General features: G+C 38.2%; 22 protein-coding genes and 1 other RNA gene. 3 read left to right on the top strand and 20 right to left on the bottom strand.

Translation table 11 applies throughout. The features are described 5' to 3' along the window. Positions 1-60: 60 nt before the first annotated feature. The 4 genes from ACVWNY_RS01685 to ACVWNY_RS01670 are packed head-to-tail and all read right to left on the bottom strand — an operon-like array spanning position 61 to position 3,486. Positions 61-714: a TIGR01906 family membrane protein gene (locus ACVWNY_RS01685; RefSeq protein ID WP_218327514.1), complete on the bottom strand. Its 654-nt coding sequence runs from the start codon at positions 712-714 to the stop codon at positions 61-63. After that, positions 695-1,462, bottom strand: coding sequence for a TIGR01457 family HAD-type hydrolase (locus tag ACVWNY_RS01680; protein WP_218327515.1), 768 nt, complete (start codon positions 1,460-1,462; stop codon positions 695-697). Before ACVWNY_RS01680 ends, ACVWNY_RS01685 begins: the two co-directional genes overlap by 20 nt. Positions 1,463-1,466: 4 nt before the next feature. Beyond that, complete coding sequence (locus ACVWNY_RS01675; protein WP_218327516.1) at positions 1,467-2,072, bottom strand: YutD family protein; 606 nt, start codon at positions 2,070-2,072, stop codon at positions 1,467-1,469. 34 nt (positions 2,073-2,106) lie between these two features. Continuing rightward, entirely contained in the window at positions 2,107-3,486 is a 1,380-nt protein-coding gene (locus tag ACVWNY_RS01670) for a bifunctional metallophosphatase/5'-nucleotidase (protein ID WP_454071582.1), read from the bottom strand. Positions 3,487-3,568: 82 nt separating this feature from the next. Between ACVWNY_RS01670 and ACVWNY_RS01665 the strand changes: the two genes are divergently transcribed. Next, the gene (locus ACVWNY_RS01665; protein WP_218327518.1) at positions 3,569-4,033 is read left to right on the top strand and encodes a methylated-DNA--[protein]-cysteine S-methyltransferase; all 465 of its coding nucleotides are present in this window, start codon (positions 3,569-3,571) and stop codon (positions 4,031-4,033) included. A gap of 18 nt (positions 4,034-4,051) precedes the next feature. Here the strand turns inward: ACVWNY_RS01665 and ACVWNY_RS01660 are convergent, their stop codons facing one another. From ACVWNY_RS01660 to treP, 12 genes are all read right to left on the bottom strand, one after another. Beyond that, positions 4,052-4,552, bottom strand: a complete 501-nt coding sequence (locus ACVWNY_RS01660; protein WP_218327519.1) for an LURP-one-related/scramblase family protein — start codon at positions 4,550-4,552, stop codon at positions 4,052-4,054. A gap of 11 nt (positions 4,553-4,563) precedes the next feature. Continuing rightward, the gene (locus ACVWNY_RS01655; RefSeq protein WP_218327520.1) at positions 4,564-5,430 is read right to left on the bottom strand and encodes an SPFH domain-containing protein; all 867 of its coding nucleotides are present in this window, start codon (positions 5,428-5,430) and stop codon (positions 4,564-4,566) included. Positions 5,431-5,531: 101 nt separating this feature from the next. Continuing rightward, an RNA gene (ffs, locus tag ACVWNY_RS01650) (signal recognition particle sRNA small type) lies at positions 5,532-5,630 on the bottom strand. Between the two features lie 21 nt (positions 5,631-5,651). Beyond that, positions 5,652-6,155, bottom strand: coding sequence for a tRNA adenosine(34) deaminase TadA (gene tadA / locus ACVWNY_RS01645; RefSeq protein WP_218327521.1), 504 nt, complete (start codon positions 6,153-6,155; stop codon positions 5,652-5,654). Positions 6,156-6,226: 71 nt separating this feature from the next. Next, positions 6,227-6,562: a hypothetical protein gene (locus ACVWNY_RS01640; RefSeq protein WP_218327522.1), complete on the bottom strand. Its 336-nt coding sequence runs from the start codon at positions 6,560-6,562 to the stop codon at positions 6,227-6,229. Positions 6,563-6,621: 59 nt separating this feature from the next. After that, on the bottom strand, positions 6,622-7,335 hold the full coding sequence (locus ACVWNY_RS01635; protein WP_218327523.1) for a zinc metallopeptidase: 714 nt from the start codon (positions 7,333-7,335) through the stop codon (positions 6,622-6,624). A gap of 80 nt (positions 7,336-7,415) precedes the next feature. Next, on the bottom strand, positions 7,416-8,369 hold the full coding sequence (locus ACVWNY_RS01630) for a DHH family phosphoesterase (RefSeq protein ID WP_218327582.1): 954 nt from the start codon (positions 8,367-8,369) through the stop codon (positions 7,416-7,418). Positions 8,370-8,396: 27 nt separating this feature from the next. Further along, positions 8,397-9,728, bottom strand: a complete 1,332-nt coding sequence (locus tag ACVWNY_RS01625) for a DRTGG domain-containing protein (RefSeq protein WP_218327524.1) — start codon at positions 9,726-9,728, stop codon at positions 8,397-8,399. A 116-nt stretch (positions 9,729-9,844) separates the two neighbouring features. After that, a complete protein-coding gene (locus ACVWNY_RS01620) occupies positions 9,845-10,306 on the bottom strand; it encodes a YbaK/EbsC family protein (RefSeq protein WP_218327525.1) in 462 nt (153 codons plus the stop codon). Further along, positions 10,296-11,729: an MFS transporter gene (locus ACVWNY_RS01615; RefSeq protein WP_454071581.1), complete on the bottom strand. Its 1,434-nt coding sequence runs from the start codon at positions 11,727-11,729 to the stop codon at positions 10,296-10,298. The genes ACVWNY_RS01620 and ACVWNY_RS01615 overlap by 11 nt, the downstream gene beginning before the upstream one ends. 118 nt (positions 11,730-11,847) lie before the next feature. Further along, positions 11,848-13,470, bottom strand: coding sequence for an alpha,alpha-phosphotrehalase (treC, locus tag ACVWNY_RS01610; protein WP_218327527.1), 1,623 nt, complete (start codon positions 13,468-13,470; stop codon positions 11,848-11,850). A gap of 15 nt (positions 13,471-13,485) precedes the next feature. Further along, positions 13,486-15,432, bottom strand: coding sequence for a PTS system trehalose-specific EIIBC component (gene treP / locus ACVWNY_RS01605; RefSeq protein WP_218327528.1), 1,947 nt, complete (start codon positions 15,430-15,432; stop codon positions 13,486-13,488). Between the two features lie 314 nt (positions 15,433-15,746). Here treP and treR point away from each other — a divergent pair, with 314 nt between their 5' ends. Next, positions 15,747-16,469 (top strand): trehalose operon repressor, encoded by a 723-nt coding sequence (gene treR / locus ACVWNY_RS01600; RefSeq protein ID WP_218327529.1) that lies wholly within the window; start codon positions 15,747-15,749, stop codon positions 16,467-16,469. 42 nt (positions 16,470-16,511) lie between these two features. Here the strand turns inward: treR and ACVWNY_RS01595 are convergent, their stop codons facing one another. From ACVWNY_RS01595 to ACVWNY_RS01585, 3 genes are read right to left on the bottom strand one after another with little or no spacing between them, the layout of a single operon-like run. Continuing rightward, positions 16,512-17,246 carry an amino acid ABC transporter ATP-binding protein gene (locus ACVWNY_RS01595; protein ID WP_246601582.1) on the bottom strand — a complete coding sequence of 245 codons (735 nt, stop codon included), beginning with the start codon at positions 17,244-17,246 and terminating at the stop codon, positions 16,512-16,514. Beyond that, positions 17,233-17,952 carry an amino acid ABC transporter permease gene (locus ACVWNY_RS01590; RefSeq protein ID WP_218327530.1) on the bottom strand — a complete coding sequence of 240 codons (720 nt, stop codon included), beginning with the start codon at positions 17,950-17,952 and terminating at the stop codon, positions 17,233-17,235. The genes ACVWNY_RS01595 and ACVWNY_RS01590 overlap by 14 nt, the downstream gene beginning before the upstream one ends. 11 nt (positions 17,953-17,963) lie before the next feature. Then, a complete protein-coding gene (locus ACVWNY_RS01585; RefSeq protein WP_454071580.1) occupies positions 17,964-18,791 on the bottom strand; it encodes a substrate-binding periplasmic protein in 828 nt (275 codons plus the stop codon). Positions 18,792-19,073: 282 nt separating this feature from the next. Between ACVWNY_RS01585 and ACVWNY_RS01580 the strand changes: the two genes are divergently transcribed. Further along, positions 19,074-20,330, top strand: coding sequence for an aspartate aminotransferase family protein (locus tag ACVWNY_RS01580; protein WP_454071579.1), 1,257 nt, complete (start codon positions 19,074-19,076; stop codon positions 20,328-20,330). Between the two features lie 25 nt (positions 20,331-20,355). Here the strand turns inward: ACVWNY_RS01580 and ACVWNY_RS01575 are convergent, their stop codons facing one another. Next, entirely contained in the window at positions 20,356-20,793 is a 438-nt protein-coding gene (locus tag ACVWNY_RS01575; protein WP_218327533.1) for an Lrp/AsnC family transcriptional regulator, read from the bottom strand. Positions 20,794-20,868: the final 75 nt, after the last annotated feature.

Here is a 20,868-nt window from a genome sequence, read left to right as displayed (position 1 = left end):
CTCCCCTAAGTGGAGGGTCAACCGATTTTTTGCAAAAAAAAAGCAACGAAAATTCGTCGCTTACAAGACATCTCTTTTTAAAGAACGTTTGCCAATGAAAATCTGCACCAAGAAAAATACCTCTAGTAATACAAAAAATAAAATAAAACAATACATAAAGAAATCTTCTGGCAGTACATTGATAATCGGATCAGTCACCGGATTAAATATCCAGTCATCATTACTGAAAAACGTTTCATGGAATAAGACAAAGAACTGATTAAAATTCAACGCACCAACAGCTGCAATTACCAAAGGAATGACAAAAGCAATTTTAAAGGGTCGCTGCATGGTCCATAAACGCTTCGTCTTCACTAAATGACGCAAATAAAAAATACTGGGAATGATGGTCACAATTAACACACCATAATTCAGTAGAAATAACTTTTTCACATCTACAAAATGCACGGCACCACTTTCAGAGACTGGAAAATCAGACATCTTTAATTGATCTACCCAAGGTAAATTCAAATAATGCATCAGCTGATCGAAGTTTTTCATCAGTTGATTTTTTGAAAAAGTTACATAGTCCAACACATTTAAATGATCCACCGAAAAGCTATATAACCAACGAGCATTAATCGTTAAAGTAATCGCTAAAGTCAACAAGGTAAAAATCCAACAAATTAAACCTAATCGCTCCAGCCATTTCCAGCTATTCAAATGACCACTCATCTAAAGAATCCACTACATATGTCGGTGCTTCTGGTAAAGTGGCTACTTCAGCTTTTTGAGTAAAGCCTGATAAGACAAGAAGTGAATCAACTTGATTATTGATTCCTGCTAGAATATCCGTCGTGTAGTTATCCCCTACCATTAAGACTTCTGATTTTTTTAAATTGAGAATTTCGATGGCTTTATCCATGATGATGGCTTCAGGCTTACCGATGTAAGTCGCTTTTTGTTGCGTCGAAGCTTCCACCATGGCAATCACAGAACCAGCTCCTGGTAAAAGTCCACGTTCTGTCGGAATATTTTTATCTGGATTGGTGCCGATAAATTTCCCGCCTTTTTGAATGGCTAAAGTAGCTTTGACAAATTTCTCATACGTTAATTCTGTATCTAGGCCAACTACTACATAGTCTGGAGTTTCTTCATCCCAAACAAAACCAGCTGCCAAAATCGGCTCAACCAAACCGGGTTCACCGATAATATAAACCTTGTTGCCTAAATGTAAATCCTTCATATAATCAATCGTTGCCAAAGTAGCGGTATACACCGTTTCCTCCGGTACATTGATCGCAAATTCATTTTTCAAACGACTAGCCACCATCGCTGGAGTTTTCGTTGTGTTATTGGTTAAAAATAAAAACGGAATTTCTTGTTTTTGTAAGCTTTCTACGAAGCGGCGTCCCGCTGGAATCGGCTCTGTTCCGCGATAGATGGTTCCATCTAAATCAATTAAATACCCTTGATATTTCACATACTCACTCTTCTCTTTGTCGAATCACAAAACGACCTTGGTTATCTTGTTCTTTTGGTTTACTAGTTGTTTCTTTTTTCGGTTTGCGATTTTTTATCACTGGTTTTTTCTTGGATTGATTACTAACAGCCACCTTTTTTTCTTCTGTGTAGGCTTGGTTAGTCACTTTTTTATTTTTTGGTCGTTTACGTTTCTTACGATTGGCATTACTTCTTTTACCACCAGTCCGCTCAATCACAAAAAAAGCACAGCCAAAGTTACAATATTCATATAAATAGTCTTCTAACGTATCAATCCGTTGTTCGGGATTGCTTTTACGATCATCACTTCTAAAGAAACCTTTTAAACGTAATTTTTCATAGCCCCAGTCACCTACGACATAATCATAGCGACTCAAGACATCGCTGAAGCGTTCACCTAACATGTCGGCATCAAAGCCGTCACGATAATTTTTTACTAGTTGATATTGGCGTTCGCCTACCAGTAGATTTTTGTCGTCTACCATGGTTACCAACTCACCTTTTTTCTTTTCTTCAACGGGGGTTTCTACGATTTCTTCAAGTACAGATGTCATTTCATCTGTGACATTTTTTTCTTTTGTTTCTGACATCTTCTCACCACCTGAAAGTTATTATACCTTGTTTTTATTGGATTGGGTAGTGACGATGGAGATAGTCTCCCAGAACTGTCCGAATAAAAGCCGGAAATAAAAATTGATAATCACCAGCAATTTCAATCGTTGGGAAAAAGGGGACAAACATAAAATGATCCACCGTAACAATACTATACGTACCAGCCGGATCCACCAGCTCACCTAAATAACGGACTTGGTGATTAACGGCGTCATATTCGATACCGTCATACACCAAATGACCAAAAACCTTTCCACGAAAGCCCATGCCCATCACAGGAAATTGAATTAGAAAATGACGATTCTTTTCCATTTCAAAAATCAAACGAATCAAATCACTGCCGCTAAAAGTTACTTTGATTAAATGCATCGGATGAGGCAAAGCTTCATGGAGCTGATCTTGGTTGACGACCCCTTTAGGTAAATCTGCTAAAAATAAACCGGTATTCAAAATAGCCGCCTCTGTATTTGCGGATTCTTCCACTGCCTTCAAAGCATATTTAATCATGGGATGATCGCCAAAAGGTTTTTGGGTCATCTCAAAAGGAATCTTAGCGACGGTCTTTTCTGCTAATAACTGATGCCCTTCTGCAAAATAGCCAGCAATTTCTTCTTCATCCTCTGGTAATGCCAACATATCAGCTGTCGCAAAAGTATCGGCTTTGGTCTTAACAATCTTATGATCATCATCTAAGTAGAGATCGACTTCACCGACATACTGACCGAATTTTCCAGCAGCCGCCAGCTGAACATTGCCGATTTTTTCGCCTTTTTCAAATAAATGATGGGTGTGAGAACCTAAAATCAAATCGATTTGAGGAAATTCTACCGCAATGCGGCGATCGACACTAATCCCTAAATGGCTCAGCAAAATTAGTACATCCACTTTCGGACGCATATCTGCCACCAAGCGGGGTAAAATATCCGTTTCTTGGCGAATATCCCAGCCATTGGGATTATAAGTCAATGGAAAAGGCGCAGTAAAAGCGATTAAGCCAATTTTGGTCCCTTTTTCTGTCGTCATTATTTTACTTGGTTGCGCCCATTCCGGCGGTTGTAACGTATTTTTATCAAATAAATTATCTAATAAAACATCAAAATTTGCTTCATCATATAGATGGTTTAATTCCGCTTTTGAATTGCCCACCCCTTCATTATTACCGATGGTGGCAGCATCATAATGAATCTGATTCATTAGCTGGACATTCGCCTGACCATTGGTTGCTTCAGTTAAAGGATGCCAGCGATCCACAAAATCACCTAAATCCACGGTAATAATTGGACCATCGGTAGTTTCCGCTTGTTTACGACTCAATAAAAAGCGGCGAATTTTAGGCCAATTTTCTAAATGGGAGTGCAAATCATTCGTATGTAAAATGTTAATTTTTTCCATAACAAGCCTCTTTCTCACTAGTTTAAACTGTTTTTATAGTACCATAGAGTTATAAAAATCCCGAAGTAAAGGAGCCATTGCCATGAAATTTTCTTCTATTCTTGGTCCGATTTGGTTAGATGCTGATGAAACTAGCTTGACGCAGGTTTCCTACAGTGAAATTCCTGAAACTGCTGAGGCTAATCAAGCGATTCTATTGCAAGCCAAAGATGAAATCATCGGCTACTTAGCTGGCGAACGAATTGACTTTAGCGTACCAATAAAATTTTTAAGTGGCACGCCTTTTCAACAAGCTGCTTGGCGGGAATTACAAACCATTCCTTATGGAGAAACCCGCAGCTATCAAGAACAAGCGACAAATATCGACCGACCAAAAGCTGTCCGAGCGATCGGTCAAGCCAATCGCAACAATCCCCTGGCAATCATTGTCCCTTGTCACCGCGTCCTAGGAAAAAATGGTCAATTAACTGGCTATTCCGGTTCTGGTGAAAAAGGTTTAGCCATCAAAGCCCAATTATTAAAGATCGAAAAAAGCCGAGAAAGCTAATCACTTTCCCGGCTATTTCTAACTACTAGAACCTGAGCTACTATTCGCTGATTCATCTGCTTTTACCCGATCAATGGCAATTACAATCGACAAGATCATAATTAAATAGTCTTCATCAAATATTTTAATTTCGTAGGTATCGCCCCACGAAACCCATTTTTTGTGAATTTCTGCCAAGGTTTTTCCTTTACGTTCAACGCTAAAATCCATGTCCCACCAATTGCCATCAACACTGACACCATCAGCATTAATTTCATACTTGGCTTTTAAAAAAGTCAGTTTCTTTTGAATCTCCACCATTTCTTTACCGTCAATTTCAACAAAGAATTTTGGTAATAGGCTGATGGTTTTCTTAGTGATCTTACTGACTTCTCGGCCTTGTTCATCGGTAATTTCAAAAGTTTTTGGAATCTTCATAAAGCTACCATTCACGTAAAATCGTGGTTGCTGATTTTCATCAGTGACAGTAAATTTTTCGCCAATACTAAAGACTTTTTGCTTAATGTATAAAGTTTTCATTGGTCACCTCGCTAATTGTCCACATCGCCAGTATTAATCACTGGTTGAGTTCCTTTATCGGTAATAATAGACACCAGTAAATTATTAATCAATTGAATTTTTTTATCGTCGCTAAAAGCGATTTGTTGACCAGCTTCGATTTGTTCTAAAGCCATTTGCGTCATGGTCACTGCACCTTCCACGATTGTTTGTCGTGCAGATAAGATTGCTTTGGCTTGCTGACGTTGAAGCATTGCGTTGGCAATCTCAGTAGCATAAGCCAAATGATTCAAGCGGGTTTCCACGACTTCTACACCAGCAATTGCTAGACGTTCTTGTAATTCTAACGCCAATTTTTCAGAAACTTCTTCAGTATTTCCCCGCAAAGTTAAATCATTTTCATCAAAGGTGTCGTAAGGATATTGAGTGGCAATATGACGAATCGCTGTTTCACTTTGGATTTCGACAAAATCTAAATAGTAATCAACATCAAACAAAGCTTTCGCCGTATCGACTACTTTAAACACAACCACTGCTGAAATCTCAACTGGATTACCGTCAGAATCATTAACCTTCAACAATGAACTATTAAAGTTACGTACCTTCATTGAAATATTGGTTTTTTGGGTCAAAGGAGTTGTGATAAACAAGCCATTATCCTTAATCGTGCCTAAATATTTTCCAAAAAATAAAACTGCTTTGGCTTGATTCGGTCCGACAATCGTTAACGAACTTAAAAACAGAACTGTAATAATCCACAAAACAATCCCGATAACTACCAAGCTGCTACTTTCACTCAAGGTTCCCCGTAAAAACAATAAGCCCCCGGCAACAAATAATATCACCAAGCCTAACAAACCAACATATCCATTCATATGAAAAGCTTTTTTCTCTTGCATTTTCAAAACCCTCCTCTTAAGTTGCCCTTAATTCTACGCCTCTTTCATGTAGCTTTCAAATTTTTGTACAACAAAAAAAGCACCTTCCAACGAAGATGCTGAATCAACAATATAATCAGGCACATAGCAGATCCTGCTTAGTGCTGCTTCCTTCCGGATCTGACACAATTCACAAGCCTGCCATTGCCCTAGCCTTTCGGCAAAAGTTAGTATAACAAAAACTACTCTTTTTGACCAGTCTTTTTTTTCTTAGCTCTAATTTGTCTAAAAAAATTGGTCAATAAAGTGCCACATTCTTCAGCTAAAATATCGCCTTCTACATATGCTCGATGGTTAAACCGCTGATCTGTCAGCAAGTTCATCAAGGTTCCGGCAGTTCCACCTTTCGGATCGGCTGCCCCAAAATAAACTTCCTCCACTCGTGCCAAAATCATTGCGCCACTACACATGGGACAAGGTTCTAGCGTCACGAAAAGTTGGCACTCTTCTAGGCGCCAGCTTTCAATTTTTCGGCAAGCCTCTTGAATCGCAAACATTTCAGCATGGCTGGTGGCATCTTGACTGTGCTCTCTTAAATTATGTCCGCGACCGATAATCTCACCTTGATACACGACGATTGCTCCGATGGGAACTTCGGCGATGGCTTCCGCTTTTTTTGCTTCCTTGATGGCTTCCATCATAAAAAAATCTTTTTCTGCTTGATTAAACGAACTGATTCTTTCCATAAAAACTCCAATAATCATTTTCTTTTACTATAACAAAAAAACCAATGGAAATTATCCACTGGTTCAAAATTTTACATCATTTTATCAACAAATTGGAACAAACGATCTTTTAAATCTTCTGTACTGTCTTTGATGGATTCACCATAAACAGATACACGTTTTTTGCCGACCTTTATCTTTGCTAGGATATTCATCAGATTTTCTAAATCTTCATCTGATAATTTATCCACGATTCCTAGAAGTCTTTCGCTACCATCGAATTTATCATTGACGAACCGTTTCACTTTACAACGGTTTGACAGATGATGGGCTTTTTCAATGACCTTCCCAGAAACCACTGCAACACTTGCGACACCGACAACAGCTAAAGCACTGACACCAATTTTGATTTTTGTTGAATTTTTCATAGTTTTCGCCCCTCTTTTTCATCATACCACAGGTTTGAAATTTGTAAAAAAATTCAGTGTTAATTTCGGCGATTGTTACCGCCAAATAATATGACTAGCCGCAATAACTGCAAGAAAGTCGCCATCGCACCAGCGACATAAGTCAAAGCTGCCGCAAATAGTACTTTTTTGGCTGCTGCTAGTTCTTCACTATCTAACAAATCCCCTTGACCTAAAATTTTCAAGGCTCTTCTTGAAGCATCAAATTCCACTGGCAAAGTGATTATTTGAAATAATAAAGCCAATGAAAAAGCAAAAATCCCGATATTGATCAAGGTTTGATTCCAGCTCATAAACACGCCGATTAAAATCAAAGGAAAGGCCAAGGTAGATCCTAAGTTTGCAACAGGAACGATCGCACCACGAATCTTCATCGGTATATAATGTTTAGCATCCTGAACCGCATGACCGCACTCGTGAGCGGCTACACCAATCGCTGCAACTGATGTTGATTGTGCGGTTGATTCCGACAAACTCAACATTTTATTGCCACTATTGTAATTATCGGTTAAATCTCCCGAAATTTGGGTCACACCGACATCATTGATTCCTTGGTTTTGTAAAATATAGCGAGCAGCTTCTGTCCCAGTCACGCCTTTGCGACTACGAACTTCATCGTATTTTGCATATGTTGATTTTACATAAGCGGAAGCAGCACCGGTAATGACTAAACCAATAATCACTAAAATAAAGGTTGGATCAAAAAGACTAAATAATCCATAACCACCGTACATAACTTGTCACTCTCCTATTCTTCACTAATCCTCTGACGACTAATTTATCATTTTTTAGTGAACTTATTGTGAACTGTTTCCTAAGAATTGCTTTGTTTAAAGTCCCGACACAAGGCTTGAATTTCTTGATAAATTTCTTGGGCTTCTTTTTTATCATGGGCATTGGCACCACTGGCTAATGGATGTCCACCACCGTGATGTTTTTTGGCTAATTGGTTAATCACTGGTCCTTTAGAACGTAATCGCACACGATAATAACCTTCCGGCTGTTCTACAAAAACACCCCAAGCCAAGACTTCATCGATCACACCTGGTAATGGTACCAGCGCTGAAGTATCGGCATCGATAATCCCATATTCCGTCATGATTTCTTTGGTTAAATAGACATAAGCTGCCCCATTTTCATCAACGGTTAAATGTTGATACAGATAACCTGAAAGTCTCGCTACACTAAAGGAGATTTGCTCGATTTCACGATTTAGTTTTGCGGCATCAATCCCATAATCTAAAAGCTCCGCGGCTATTCTTAAAGTATGACTAGTGGTCGCTGGGTATAAAAATCGTCCGGTATCACCAACAATTCCCGCATAAAGTAATCGCGCGGTATTTTCCGACATATTTAAATCTGTTTGATTAATCAAATCTGCAATCATTTCACTACTACTACTGGCACTCGTCTTAACCCAATGGATATCTCCATAAGGTTCATCATTGGGATGATGGTCAATTTTTATTAAAAAATCCCCGGTATGATAACGTTGGTCGCTGACCCGCGGAGTATTGGCTGTATCAGTCACAATCACTAGGGCAGTTTGATAATAATCATCAGGAATTTCTTGCATTTCCGCTAAAAATTCTAAGCCTTCTACTGGTCCACCGACTTGATAGACTTCTTTATTCGGAAAAGTAAAACGAATCGCTTCTGCCAATCCGACTTGTGAGCCTAAAGCATCTGGATCAGGCCGTTGATGACGGTGAATAATAATCCGTTGATATTCTTTTATCTTGCTAAAAATCTCTTCTAAAATTTCCATACGTTCTCCATTCTGTCTCAAAAAATATTAACTCCGTTCCATTACTTGCATCACAACAATGGCTTTAGCTACAATCATTTTATCAATATACACTTCGACATCTAAACGCCCCGAACGACGTCCTAATTCTAAAATTTTCTGATGGATTTCAATCTCACTTTCCAACTGAATCAAGCGTAAATAATGTAAATTAATCTGTTCAATCATAGTATTGCGGCGTTGGTCCATAAAAATCGAACGTTGGGCTACATTGGCGACTAACTCACTTAATACGCCAAACGAAATCGTTCCGACACTATTAACCATCTGAGGTGTCACATCAAATTTGAAGTAAGGTGTTTCTAAAGAATTGCCCTCGCGGTCGGTATCGATTGTTTGTAGATCCCCAATAATTTGATCGGAAATCGTATTAGACATTTGCGGCTGTCTTTGGACTAGCTGCATCGCCTTCATGACATCTTGCCGAGAAACCATCCCAATGATGGTTAAATCATCTTTTACTACTGGCATCATTTCTAAGCCATCCCAAATCATTTGATGGCTGACTGAAGCGACACTGGTATTTCCTTTAACGGTCAAAGGGTCTCTCGTCATGACTCGATCGATTAATTGATTTTCCGGTTTTCCAATCACGTCTTTTGCGGTAACGACACCCATCACTCGCAAGTTTCGGTTCACTACTGGAAAACGTGAATGTCCCACTAAATCAGATGTTTGATTATAATCAGCAATCGTATCGCCTAATTGTAAATAAGAGGTTTTTTCTAATGGCATAAAAATATCACTGACTTGCATGATATCTTTTTTGATTAACTGGTCACTCAAAGCCCGGTTAATCATCGTCGCTACCGTAAAACTATCGTAAGTAGTCCGTAATACGGGTAATTCTAATTCATCGGCTAAAGCAGCAATCTCTGCTGACGTATCAAATCCACCGGTAATTAAAACAGCGGCACCATCTTTTAAAGCCAAACGCTGCGCACCTAGACGGTTCCCCACAATCAGTAAAGCGCCTGGCGTAATGTAGCGTTCCATAGCTTCTTCTGTCATGGCACCAATCACAAATTTATGTAAGTCTTTGTCTAAACCACTGGCTCCGCCTAAAACATCCCCTTCGATGATTCTAACTACTTCACCAAAAGTTAAACGTTCAATATTCTTTTTAAGTTTTCTCTCAATCCGAATCGTTCCTACCCGTTGAATGGTTGAAACCAATCCGATATTTTCCGCATCTTTAATAGCACGGTAGGCTGTTCCTTCACTGACTTGTAAATTTTTTGCTATTCCACGGACTGAAATTCTTTCGCCGACTGGTAAGCTTTCTATGTGTTCTAAGATTAAATCGTGCTTTGTTGCCATAATCCACCCCTGATTTCTATTTCATGAAAATAGTACAGCTTTGCGAATATAGTATAACAGAAGTAATACAAAAAAAGAAGTTAATCGCCATCGATATGGTAGCGATTAACTTCTTTTTAGACTTTTAATAAATCAACCACCGACGATTGTAACAGTTCTAATAAATCAGTCACAGCAATTTCAACAGCGTGACCTAATTCACCACTGGAAATAATGACTGACGGATAATCCTTGATACTTTGGTCAATTAACAACGTATATTCAGGATGGTGCATTTGGATACCAATCGGTGTGTTGGCTCCGTGAACATAGCCGGTATGCTCTAAGACAAAATCCATTGGCGGAAAACCAATTTTGCGATTTCCCGTTGCTTTAGCTGCTTTCTTATAATCTAATCGGGCTTGCCAAGGTACTAAAGCAATCACGACACCGGTTTTATCCCCTTTTAAGACTAACGTTTTAAAGATTTTTTCAGCATCCTTTGGCACTTCAGTTAATTCTTCATCTTCAACTGGTAGTGTGATTGCTGTGAAAGGAATCTTTTTTTCAATTAAATAAGTTTCAACTTCATTGGCCATCTTTTCCACCCTTTCTAAATCTGAAAATTGATAAAATCAATGCGACAAAACACAAAACAAAGGAAGCAGTGAAAGTGACGCGCATCCCAAAAATAAAAATGTCGGGACGATTGGTCAGATAAGTCGTTACTTTTTGACCATAAGCTGCGCTCATGCCGCTATACAAAATCGTGGTAGATAAAGAAACCCCGATCACCATCCCCAAATTACGGGCAAAAGAATTCAAACTACCAGCTACGCCTAGATTTTCTTTGGTGACACTACTCATCACCATTGTATTATTAGGTGACTGGAATAATGAGTTACCTAGACCCATCAACGCAGTGGTAATGATGAAATACCACAACGCCGTTTTAACATCCATAAAGTTATACATTAATTGCGCTGCCGACAGTAAAACCAAACCCGTTAGGATTAACATTTTAGGACCGATTTTATCAGTCAAATAGCCACTCAAAGGAGAACCAATAATCATCAATCCAGGAAAGACCATCATTAATAATCCAGCAAAACTCGCACTTAAACCGCGGGCATCTTGTAAATAAAACGGCAACACGACGTTGATAAAGAAGTTTGATGAAAAAATCAAGACAGCTGTAATCAAACTAATGGTGAACATTTTATTTTTAAAAATACTGAAAACAATTAATGGATTGGCTTTTTTCTTTTCGATTTGGATGAATGCCACAAAAGCAATCACCGCAACAACCACTAAACTCACTGGTAAAGCGTGTAAATAACCGACTTCTTGTCCGATAAACACTCCGCCAAAAAAGGTCATGATGGTTACAGAAAAAGTCATAAAGCCCAGCCAATCAATTTTTTTGCGGGACATCGTTAAATCTTTCGGTAAGAAATAGTTACCAACTAAAATAGTAATCAAACCCACTGGAACATTGATCCAAAAAATGTATGACCACGGTAACTGAGATAAAATCAAACCACCAAGTCCCGGACCGGCAATCGAACCTAACGAAACAAATGCTCCAATGGAACCTAATGCGCGACCTCGTTCATTCATTGGAAAAATTTCAGTAATAATACCTGAATTGGTCGCCATCGTCATGCTAGCGCCGACTGCTTGAACAATCCGTCCAAACAATAAAAAGGCCAACGAATGATTGAATCCACATAATAATGAACCAATCGTAAAAATAATCGTGCCTACTCGATAGACTTTAATTTTACCGAAGCTATCGCCGACTTTCCCAAATAATAATAGACAAGAACAGACCACCATCAAATAAATTGAGACAACCCATTCCGCTTGATTCATTGGTACCTTTAAATCTTTCGACATGGTAGGTAAAGCAATGTTAACGATACTTCCATCCAATGTCGACATAAAAGTAAATAACGCCACTGATACCAAAATCCACCAACGATTTTTTTGGACTTTGGTATCTTCTTGATAAGTGCCCATGAAAAACTTCCTTTCAAATTCATTCCCTTTCATATTATCGCTAAATTTCTAATTATTGCTAGTAATAAATTGTGAAAAACAAAAAAAAGCAGGAGAAAACGGATTCTCCTGCTTTTTGTTAACGATAAATCGCCAATGATTGATATGATTTTAAAACTAATTCTTTTGTCAGTTCTGCCGCTGGATAATTATTAATCAGGACTTCACCCTTCATAAATCTTTCTGGGAGTTCAATCACGACTGCTTCAGCAAAAAAGTTATTTAACACCAGTAATTCTTGGTCTTGATAGCTACGAAGATACCCATAAATCGCTGGATGCTCTGCTAAGAAGGCTTGATAGGTTCCTTCCGAAATAACTGGATATTCTTTTCGTAATTGAATCAGTTGCTGATAATAACTAAAGATTGATCCTTCTGTCAGCTCTTTTTCTACGTTGATGCTGTCTGCCGTTTTACCTAGCGGTAGCCACGGTGTTGTCTCTGAGAAACCACTGTAAGTGGTTTGATCCCACTGCATTGGCGTCCGAGAGTTATCACGGGATTTAGCTTTGACGATTTCAAACGCTGCTTTTTCCGTTTTACCAGCAGCGATTAATTCTTGATAAGCATTTAAGCTCTCTACGTCGACATATTCTGCCATAGAATCAAAATCAGGATCTAGCATGCCGATTTCTTCTCCCATATAAATATATGGCGTACCACGATTTAAATGGATGGCACTGGCTAACATTTTGGCGCCTGCAACCCGATATTCTGCCACTTCGATAAAACGATTCAACGCTCGTGGTTGATCATGATTATTCCAGAAAAGTGCATTCCAACCATTTCCAACACTCATTTGTGTGCCCCAGCTATGGAATAGTTCCTTTAATTTTTCAAAGTCAAAGGGCATTTGCGTCCATTTCTTACCGTCTTGATAATCAACTTTCAAGTGATGGAAATTAAAGGTCATATTTAATTCTTCCCGTTGGGGTTCTGTGTACAAAATACAATTTTCAATTGTCGTTGAACTCATCTCTCCAACAGTGATCACTTCAGGATCATGACCAAAAGTAGCTTGGTTCATCATATGAATAAATTCGTGATTAATCGGGCGATCGGTATAGGCTGGCTTGCCATCATTTTCAGGACAATCCTGTAAGACTTGATCTTTACCAATCACATTAATCACATCAAAACGGAATCCTTTGACGCCTTTATCCAACCAAAAACGTAAAACGTTGAATAGTTCATCCCGTACTGCTGGATTATGCCAATCTAAATCAGCTTGCGTTTCATCGTATAGATGTAAATAATATTGATCGGTATCACCAAATGGTGCCCAAGCATTGCCACCAAATTTTGATACCCAATCCGTTGGCTGATCTCTTAAAATAAAATAATCCTGATATTTTTTTTCACCCGCCAAGGCTTTTTGAAACCACTCATGATCTGTCGAGACATGATTGAAAACCATGTCCAGCATAATTTCAATATTCAAGTCTTTTGCGGCTGCCATCAAGCTTTCAAAATCTTCCATAGTACCAAACAACGGATTAATCGCCGTATAATCTGCAACATCATAGCCATTATCATTTTGAGGGCTAGGATAGATTGGGCTCAACCATAACATATCCACCCCTAATTTTTTTAGGTAAGGTAATTTTTTTTGAATCCCTAACAAATCCCCGACACCATCTTGATTGGTATCTAAAAAGGATTTGGGATAAATTTGATAAATGACTTTGTCTTTAAAACTCATATTTTCCTCCAGTTTTTATAAGGCAGTTGCCGTTAAGATTTTTTCATCGGTTGTAACTGGTCCATCTGCTACTAAAGAATCTACTTGGAAATCCGTTCCGTTAGTAACGATGACTGGTGTTTGAATTTCATAACCAGCGGCTTTGATAGCTGCAACATCAAACTCCATTAATAACTGACCTTTTTTAACAGTGTCTCCTTGACTCACATGACTAGTAAAATATTTTCCATCTAATTGAACGGTATCGATCCCGATGTGAATCAATACTTCGGTGCCTTCTGTGCTAATCAAACCAATCGCATGTTTAGTCGGGAACAATAAACTAATGTTGCCATCAAATGGCGCATATAATTTCCCTTCACTTGGATCAATAACCACACCTTGTCCCATCAATCCTTCAGCGAAGACGGGATCTTTGGCGCTACTTAATGGTGCTAAATTACCAGCCAATGGTGAAAATAAATCAACGATAGCGCCCATTTTTTTAGGTGCTTCATTATCTAAAGTTGGTACATTAGCTGCTTCAATCCGGTCAATTTTATTAAAGATACCCATTCGACGAAAAGCAATCGTTAAAATAAATGGAACGACAATGGCAATCACCATGCCTATTGCAAAAATTAAATAGTTTTGCGGTAGAATTGCTAGAATTCCAGGAAGTCCGCCGACACCGATAGACAAAGCCCGAACTTTAAATAAAGTAATAAACAAACCAGCAATCCCACTACCAATCATGGCAGCTAAAAATGGGTAAGCATATTTTAAATTGATCCCAAACATCGCCGGCTCAGTGACTCCTAGCCAAGCAGAAATGACTGAAGGAATCGATACTTGTTCTTCTTTTTTGTTGCCGCGGTGTTCAAATACAACAGCTAAAACAGCGGCCCCTTGGGCAATATTGGATAAACAAATCATCGGCCATAAATTCGTTGAACCAAAATCAGCAATCAGCTGCGTATCAATCGCTAACGTCGTATGATGCAATCCAGTAATAACCATCGGTGAATACAGCGCCCCGAACAATCCACCAAACAACCAACTAAAGTTAGAAGTTAACCCTGCATTCACTACATTAGAAATAGCAGTTCCGATTTGCCAACCAATTGGTCCTAAAACTAAATGAGCAGCCATGATAGTAGGAATCAATGATAATAATGGAACAAAAATCATTGATACAGCTTCAGGAATATGTTTTCTGAAGAAACGCTCTAGATAAACTAGTAGGAACCCAGCTAACATTGCTGGAATGACTTGCGCTTGATACCCAATTTTATCAACTGTAAAGAAACCAAAGTTCCAAGTCCAATCGCGGGCAATTTCTGCAGCAGTCGTACCATTTACCGCATAGGCATTTAATAACTGTGGTGAAACCAACGTAATCCCTAAGACAATTCCAAGAATTTCGGTAGCACCCATTTTGCGGGCAATACTCCAAGTAATCCCCACTGGTAAGAAATGGAAAATCGCTTCTCCTGGCAACCATAAGAAACTATTAATACCACTCCAAAATTGTGAAACTTCAACAATTGTCTGACCATTCAGCCAGCCCATCGGTACCGCTTCTAAAATATTACGAAAACCTAAAATCAAACCACCGACAACAATGGCAGGTAATAATGGCGTGAAAATTTCTGCTAATACGGCAATTCCCCGTTGGACTAAATTTTGATTTTGTTTAGCTGCAGATTTAGCAGCTTCTTTGGAGATGCCTTCGATTCCTGATACACCCTTAAATTCATTGTAAAAAACCGAAACATCATTTCCGATAATGACTTGAAATTGACCAGCGTTGGTAAAAGTCCCCTTCACACTAGGAATTTCTTCAATCTGTTCTTCGTTTGCTTTTTTAGGATCATTTAAAACAAACCGCATCCGAGTAGCACAATGTGTGACTGCTGAAACATTTTCTTTTCCACCAATTGCTGCCAGCAAGTCTTTTGTATCCTTTTCATATTTCCCCATCTTTTTTCCTCCGAATTTAGTTAACTTGTATGGACAAGTTTTTATTATGGATTAAATATAAACGCTGTCTCTTGATTTGTAAAACGCTTACAGCTCCGACTTCTTTTCAATTATTAGTAAATTCTCATTTAATTGAAAATCTTTTTAAACATTACGCAATTTGTCGGTATTAAGTTTACCAACAGGTTGGTAGTATCCCCTACAAGTTCCCGCTAAAATAAAAATTTTCTCATTTATATTTTTAATTCTATTTTGCCATATAAAAATTTTACTTGTATAATAACATACATATACGGACAAGTTAGGAGGATTGGATGAAAAGTTATGAAGTAATTTATCAGGCGATTGAACGAGGTATTTTAAAAGGAAATTATGAGGCGGGAACATTTTTACCTAGTGAAAATAAATTGCGAGAAACCTATCATGTTTCCCGTGATACGATTCGTAAAGCCTTGTCACTTTTAATGGCTAATGGCTATATTCAAAAAATCCAAGGTAAAGGGTCTCTAGTCTTAAAGAGGGAACAATTACGTTTTCCAGTATCTGGTTTAACGAGCTACAAAGAATTGCAAAACTCTTACGGCTACGATAGCAACACTGAAGTCGTCAGTCTAAAAAAAATCACGATCGATGAAAAAAACAGTCGCATAACTGGTTTTGAGGAAAGTGCGGTTTGTTGGGAATTGATTCGGACGCGGGCGATTGACCAGAAAAAAGTAATCCTTGATAAGGATTTATTGCTAACTACGCTCGTACCGGAATTAGACACTGAAATTGCTAAGGATTCAATTTATCGCTTTTTTGAAAATCAATTAGGCTTAAATATCGCTTTTGCTGAAAAAGAAATTACCATCGACGCGTTAACCGACGAAGACCGCGAACTATTGGATCTGAATCAGCATGACATCAATATTGTTTCGGTAAAGAGTCGTGTCTTTACCAATGATGCCAAGCATTTTCAATATACCGAAAGCCGCCATCAAGTGGATAAATTCCGCTTCTTTGATTTTGCCAGACGCCATCCTTCAACTATGTAAAAAATCTTATTGAGTATTTCTCTACTCAATAAGATTTTCTGTTTATTTTAAAGATCGTTTTATAAAACTTTGCCCTCGTTCAGTTGCGGGACAATCAAAGAATCGTTCTGGCGAACTATCTTCCACAATTTCACCGTCTACCATAAATAAGATCCGATTGGCGACTTCTCTAGCAAAACCCATTTCATGGGTGACGATAATCATGGTCTTGCCTTCTTCAGCCAAATCTTGCATCACATCTAAGACATCTCCGACCAATTCAGGATCTAAGGCAGAGGTTGGTTCGTCAAATAGCATAATTTTAGGATCCATAGCTAAACTACGGGCGATTGCTACCCGTTGCTTTTGTCCACCTGACAATTCATCAGGAAAATCATCCGCCTTATCTGCTAAACCGACTTTTTCCAGCATGGCTAAAGCTTGTTTTTTGGCGAGGGGTTTGTACATTTTTTTAACAATTTCCAGTGGCATCAGCACATTTTCTAGGACAGTTTTTAAAGGAAATAAATGAAAAGATTGAAAAACCATCCCAATTTCTTCTCGCATCTTTCTGACATCATATTCTGTAGCGATAGTATTTTCCCGATTATAAAAGATTTCACCTTCGCTAGGAGCTTCTAACTGATTGATACATCTTAAAAATGTACTTTTCCCAGCCCCTGATGGCCCTAAAATGCAAGTCACTGTCTGAGATTCAATCGCGACAGAAATATCTTTTAGAACAGCTTTATCTGGTCCGAAATCTTTATTTAAATGTTTAATTTCAAGAATTGACATGACGCTTTTCCTCCTTTGCCAGTAACTGAATTTTTTTCAAACGGATACTTTTCTTACGAGCGGGTAAGTTTAGACGTTTTTCTAATTGCTTTTGCCCTAAAATCAACAGACTAATTAAAGCTAAATAAAAGACTGCTAGCACGCTATAAGTATTCACATAATCAAAACTCAAAGATGCATAGTTCATCGCTTGCTGAGTCATTTCACCCACTGCTATAACGGTTAATAGCGAGGTATCTTTGACTGAAGTAATAAATTGATTGCCTAGTGCAGGTAAAGCAGAGCGAAATGCCGGCGGAATAATAAAATGAAACAAAATCTGACCATCTGTCATTCCAAGAGAACGTCCTGCCTCCCATTGTCCCGGATCGACACCAGCCAATGATCCTCGGACAATTTCCGAAATAAAAGCACCAGAATTTAAAGCAATCACAATAATTCCTGCAGACGTATTATTTAAATCGATATTCAATAAGTTGGGAATAACAAAATAAACATACAAAGCTTGCACAATCAGCGGTGTGCCACGAATTATCCAGATATAGACACTCGCTACGCCGCGTAATATTTTATTTTTAGCATTTAATGCGATACCGGTAAGGCTACCGATTAAAAAGCCAATTCCAATACCAATAATTGCAACTAACAGTGTTAAACGTAAGCCATTCAATAAAAGGGGTACTAAAGTTGTTAAGGTCAAATCCATCTAATCATCCTCTATTCTAACCATTTTTCTTGCAGTTTAGCTAAGGTACCATTTTCTGCTAATACTTCTAATGCTACTTCAAAATTTTCTTTATAAGGACTATCTTGCGCTAAGGCCACGGCATAAGGCGCTTCTTCTTTATTAAATTCATCACCCACACCAGCTAATGTTGTATCAGGATTGGTTTTTACGTAATAAGTTACATTTGGTGCATCTTGAATCACCGCATCGACTTTATTTTGATTTAATGCTTCGTAAGCTCCGGATATTTTGTCATAAGTTAAAAGTTCAGTATCAGATAGATTTTTTTGTGCATAAGTATGAGAAGCAGTCCCTTTTTCAACTGCCACAGTCTTTCCTGACAAATCATCGACCCCAGTAATTCCTGTATCAGCTTGATTATTTATCATGACCTTTTGACCAGAATTTAAATAAGGTTCTGTAAAATCCATCACTTTTTGTCGTTCCGAAGTCGCACATAAGGCAGCTGCCGCTACATCAATTTTCCCTTGGGTCAAAGAAGTAACTAAAGGTGCATAATCTTGGACTTGATATTCTCCACCCTTCACTTCATAACCTAGTAAAGTTTGCAGTTCATTTAACAAGTCAATATCATAGCCAGTCAAAGTTGTCCCATCTGCTTCATAATAAGAAAAAGGTGCAAAGACGCCTGAAGTCCCAATCGTAATCTTTTCTCCTTCCATCGATGCTTCAACATTTTCTTTGGTAATTTTTTCACCACTATTTTCACTATCTGCATTTCCCGCACTGCAACCAGTAACAAATAATGCCGCGCTAAATAAAATAAAACCACTCATCATCTTTTGAATTCTTTTCATCGAAGGTCCCCTTTTCCTCTTTAAAAGTATTTTTTAAATTTATGTTAGATATTATAACACGAAATATTCGTTTTTCTAGTAATTTTTTCATCATTTTGCCATTTTTTATTTAGTCTTCTACTTAATATCATTTTTTATTTTTTTGAAATAAGCATCATTAAGCGGTATATAAGCATAAATAGAAAGTATACAATAAAAAATAATTCCCTTGACTGTCATTTTAAAAGATGTTACTTTTTTTAACATACAAAATATTTTTCTCATGAAAGGTTGGATGATGATATGAAATTGAAGGATACTTCTTACACCGCAGAAGAAATTATGGCTTTAACAGACAAATATTTGATGGAAACTTATGAACGGTTTGATTTTATGGCTGAATCAGCCAGTGAAATGTATCTTTACGATGAGACTGGACGAGCATTTTTAGATTTTTATGGCGGCGTCGCTGTTAACAGTGTCGGTAATTCTAATCAACGTGTCGTTTCAGCGATTATCGATCAAGCCCAAGACCTTTCTCATACTTTTAACTATCCTTATACGATTCCTCAGGCTTTATTGGCAAAAACGATTTGCGAAGCCATCAAGATGGATAAGATTTTCTTTCAAAATTCAGGAACTGAAGCCAATGAAGCCATGATTAAGTTAGCTAGAAAATATGGTACAGATCATTTTGGACCAAATAAGTTCCAAATCATTACCGCCACAAATAGCTTTCACGGTCGTACATTTGGCTCATTATCTGCCACCGGTCAACCAGATTCAGCCAACCAATTAGGTTATTTGCCTGGTGTGCCAGGATTTTCTTATGTTCCTTTCAACGATTTGAAAGCTATTAAAGAAAGCTATAACGAAAATGTCATCGGGATTATGTTAGAACCTATTCAAGGAGAAGGCGGCGTTAACCCAGCAGAATTGGAATATTTACAAGGTGTTCGTAATTTTTGTGACGAAAAAAATATTTTACTTTTATTAGACGAGGTCCAAACTGGTTGGGGGCGAACGGGGGAATTAATGGCTTACATGCATTATGATATTCGGCCTGACATTGTTTCGATGGCCAAAGCTATGGGTGGTGGAACGCCAATCGGAGCCATTTGCGCCACAAAAAAAGTGGCAACAGCATTTTCTCATGGCGCTCATGGTTCAACTTTTGGCGGTAGTCCACTATGTTGCGCCGCTAGTTTAGCAGCCGTTAGCGAGATTATTGAGAGAAATCTTGCTATCAATGCACATTTAGTTGGCAAAGATTTTATGGCTAAATTAACTGATTTACCTGGCGTAAAAGAAGTGCGGGGGCGCGGCTTAATGATTGGGATTGAATTTAAAGATCCGATTGCTTATGACGTAAAACATCACGCCTTTGATCACCGGTTATTAGTCACCGCAATCGGTGAACATACAGTTCGTTTAGTGCCCCCTTTGATCGCTACTGTAGAAGCCTGTAATGAGGCTTTAGCAATTTTGATGGAGTCCAGCCATACTGCCTTGGAAAAACTGGAAGAAAAAAGAAAATCAGCCTGGCAAAAACACCTGTGACTTCAAAATTGAAATCACAGGTGTTTTATATTTCAAATTGATAACCCCGCGAGGCTAACGGTGTGGAAAAAACAATTTGGGTATTGGTTGGTCCGAAATGTTGCATTTGATTCACAAAATGATCCAGCTCTTCCGTGTTACAAAATATAACCTTCATCAAAATCGAATAGGATCCCGTCACACAATCACATTCTAAAATATTAGGAATCTTTTCAATGTAAGGATAAAATTCCGTTTTGTCTTGCGGATCCAGATTCAAACGAACATAAGCCTTAATCATCAAATCATTTTTAGCATAATTTAACTGTGCTTGATATTGTTGAATAAGCCCTGCCTCTTCCAGCTGACGCAGTCGTTGAGAAACTGCTGGCCCACTGATAAATAATTTTTCTGCCATTTTTTTAATCGATAGACGGCCATCTACTTGCAAAAGATTCATGATTCTCTGATCTAATTGATCCATTTACTTCACCTTCACTTTTTTATTTTACTTTGTTTAACAAAGCAGTTTGTTTAAAATCCCGATTTAAACAAACAA

This window comes from Enterococcus sp. JNUCC 77, from assembly GCF_054819945.1.
The sequence above is the reverse complement of the archived record's forward strand: the minus strand, read 5'-3'. Positions and strand labels throughout refer to the sequence as shown.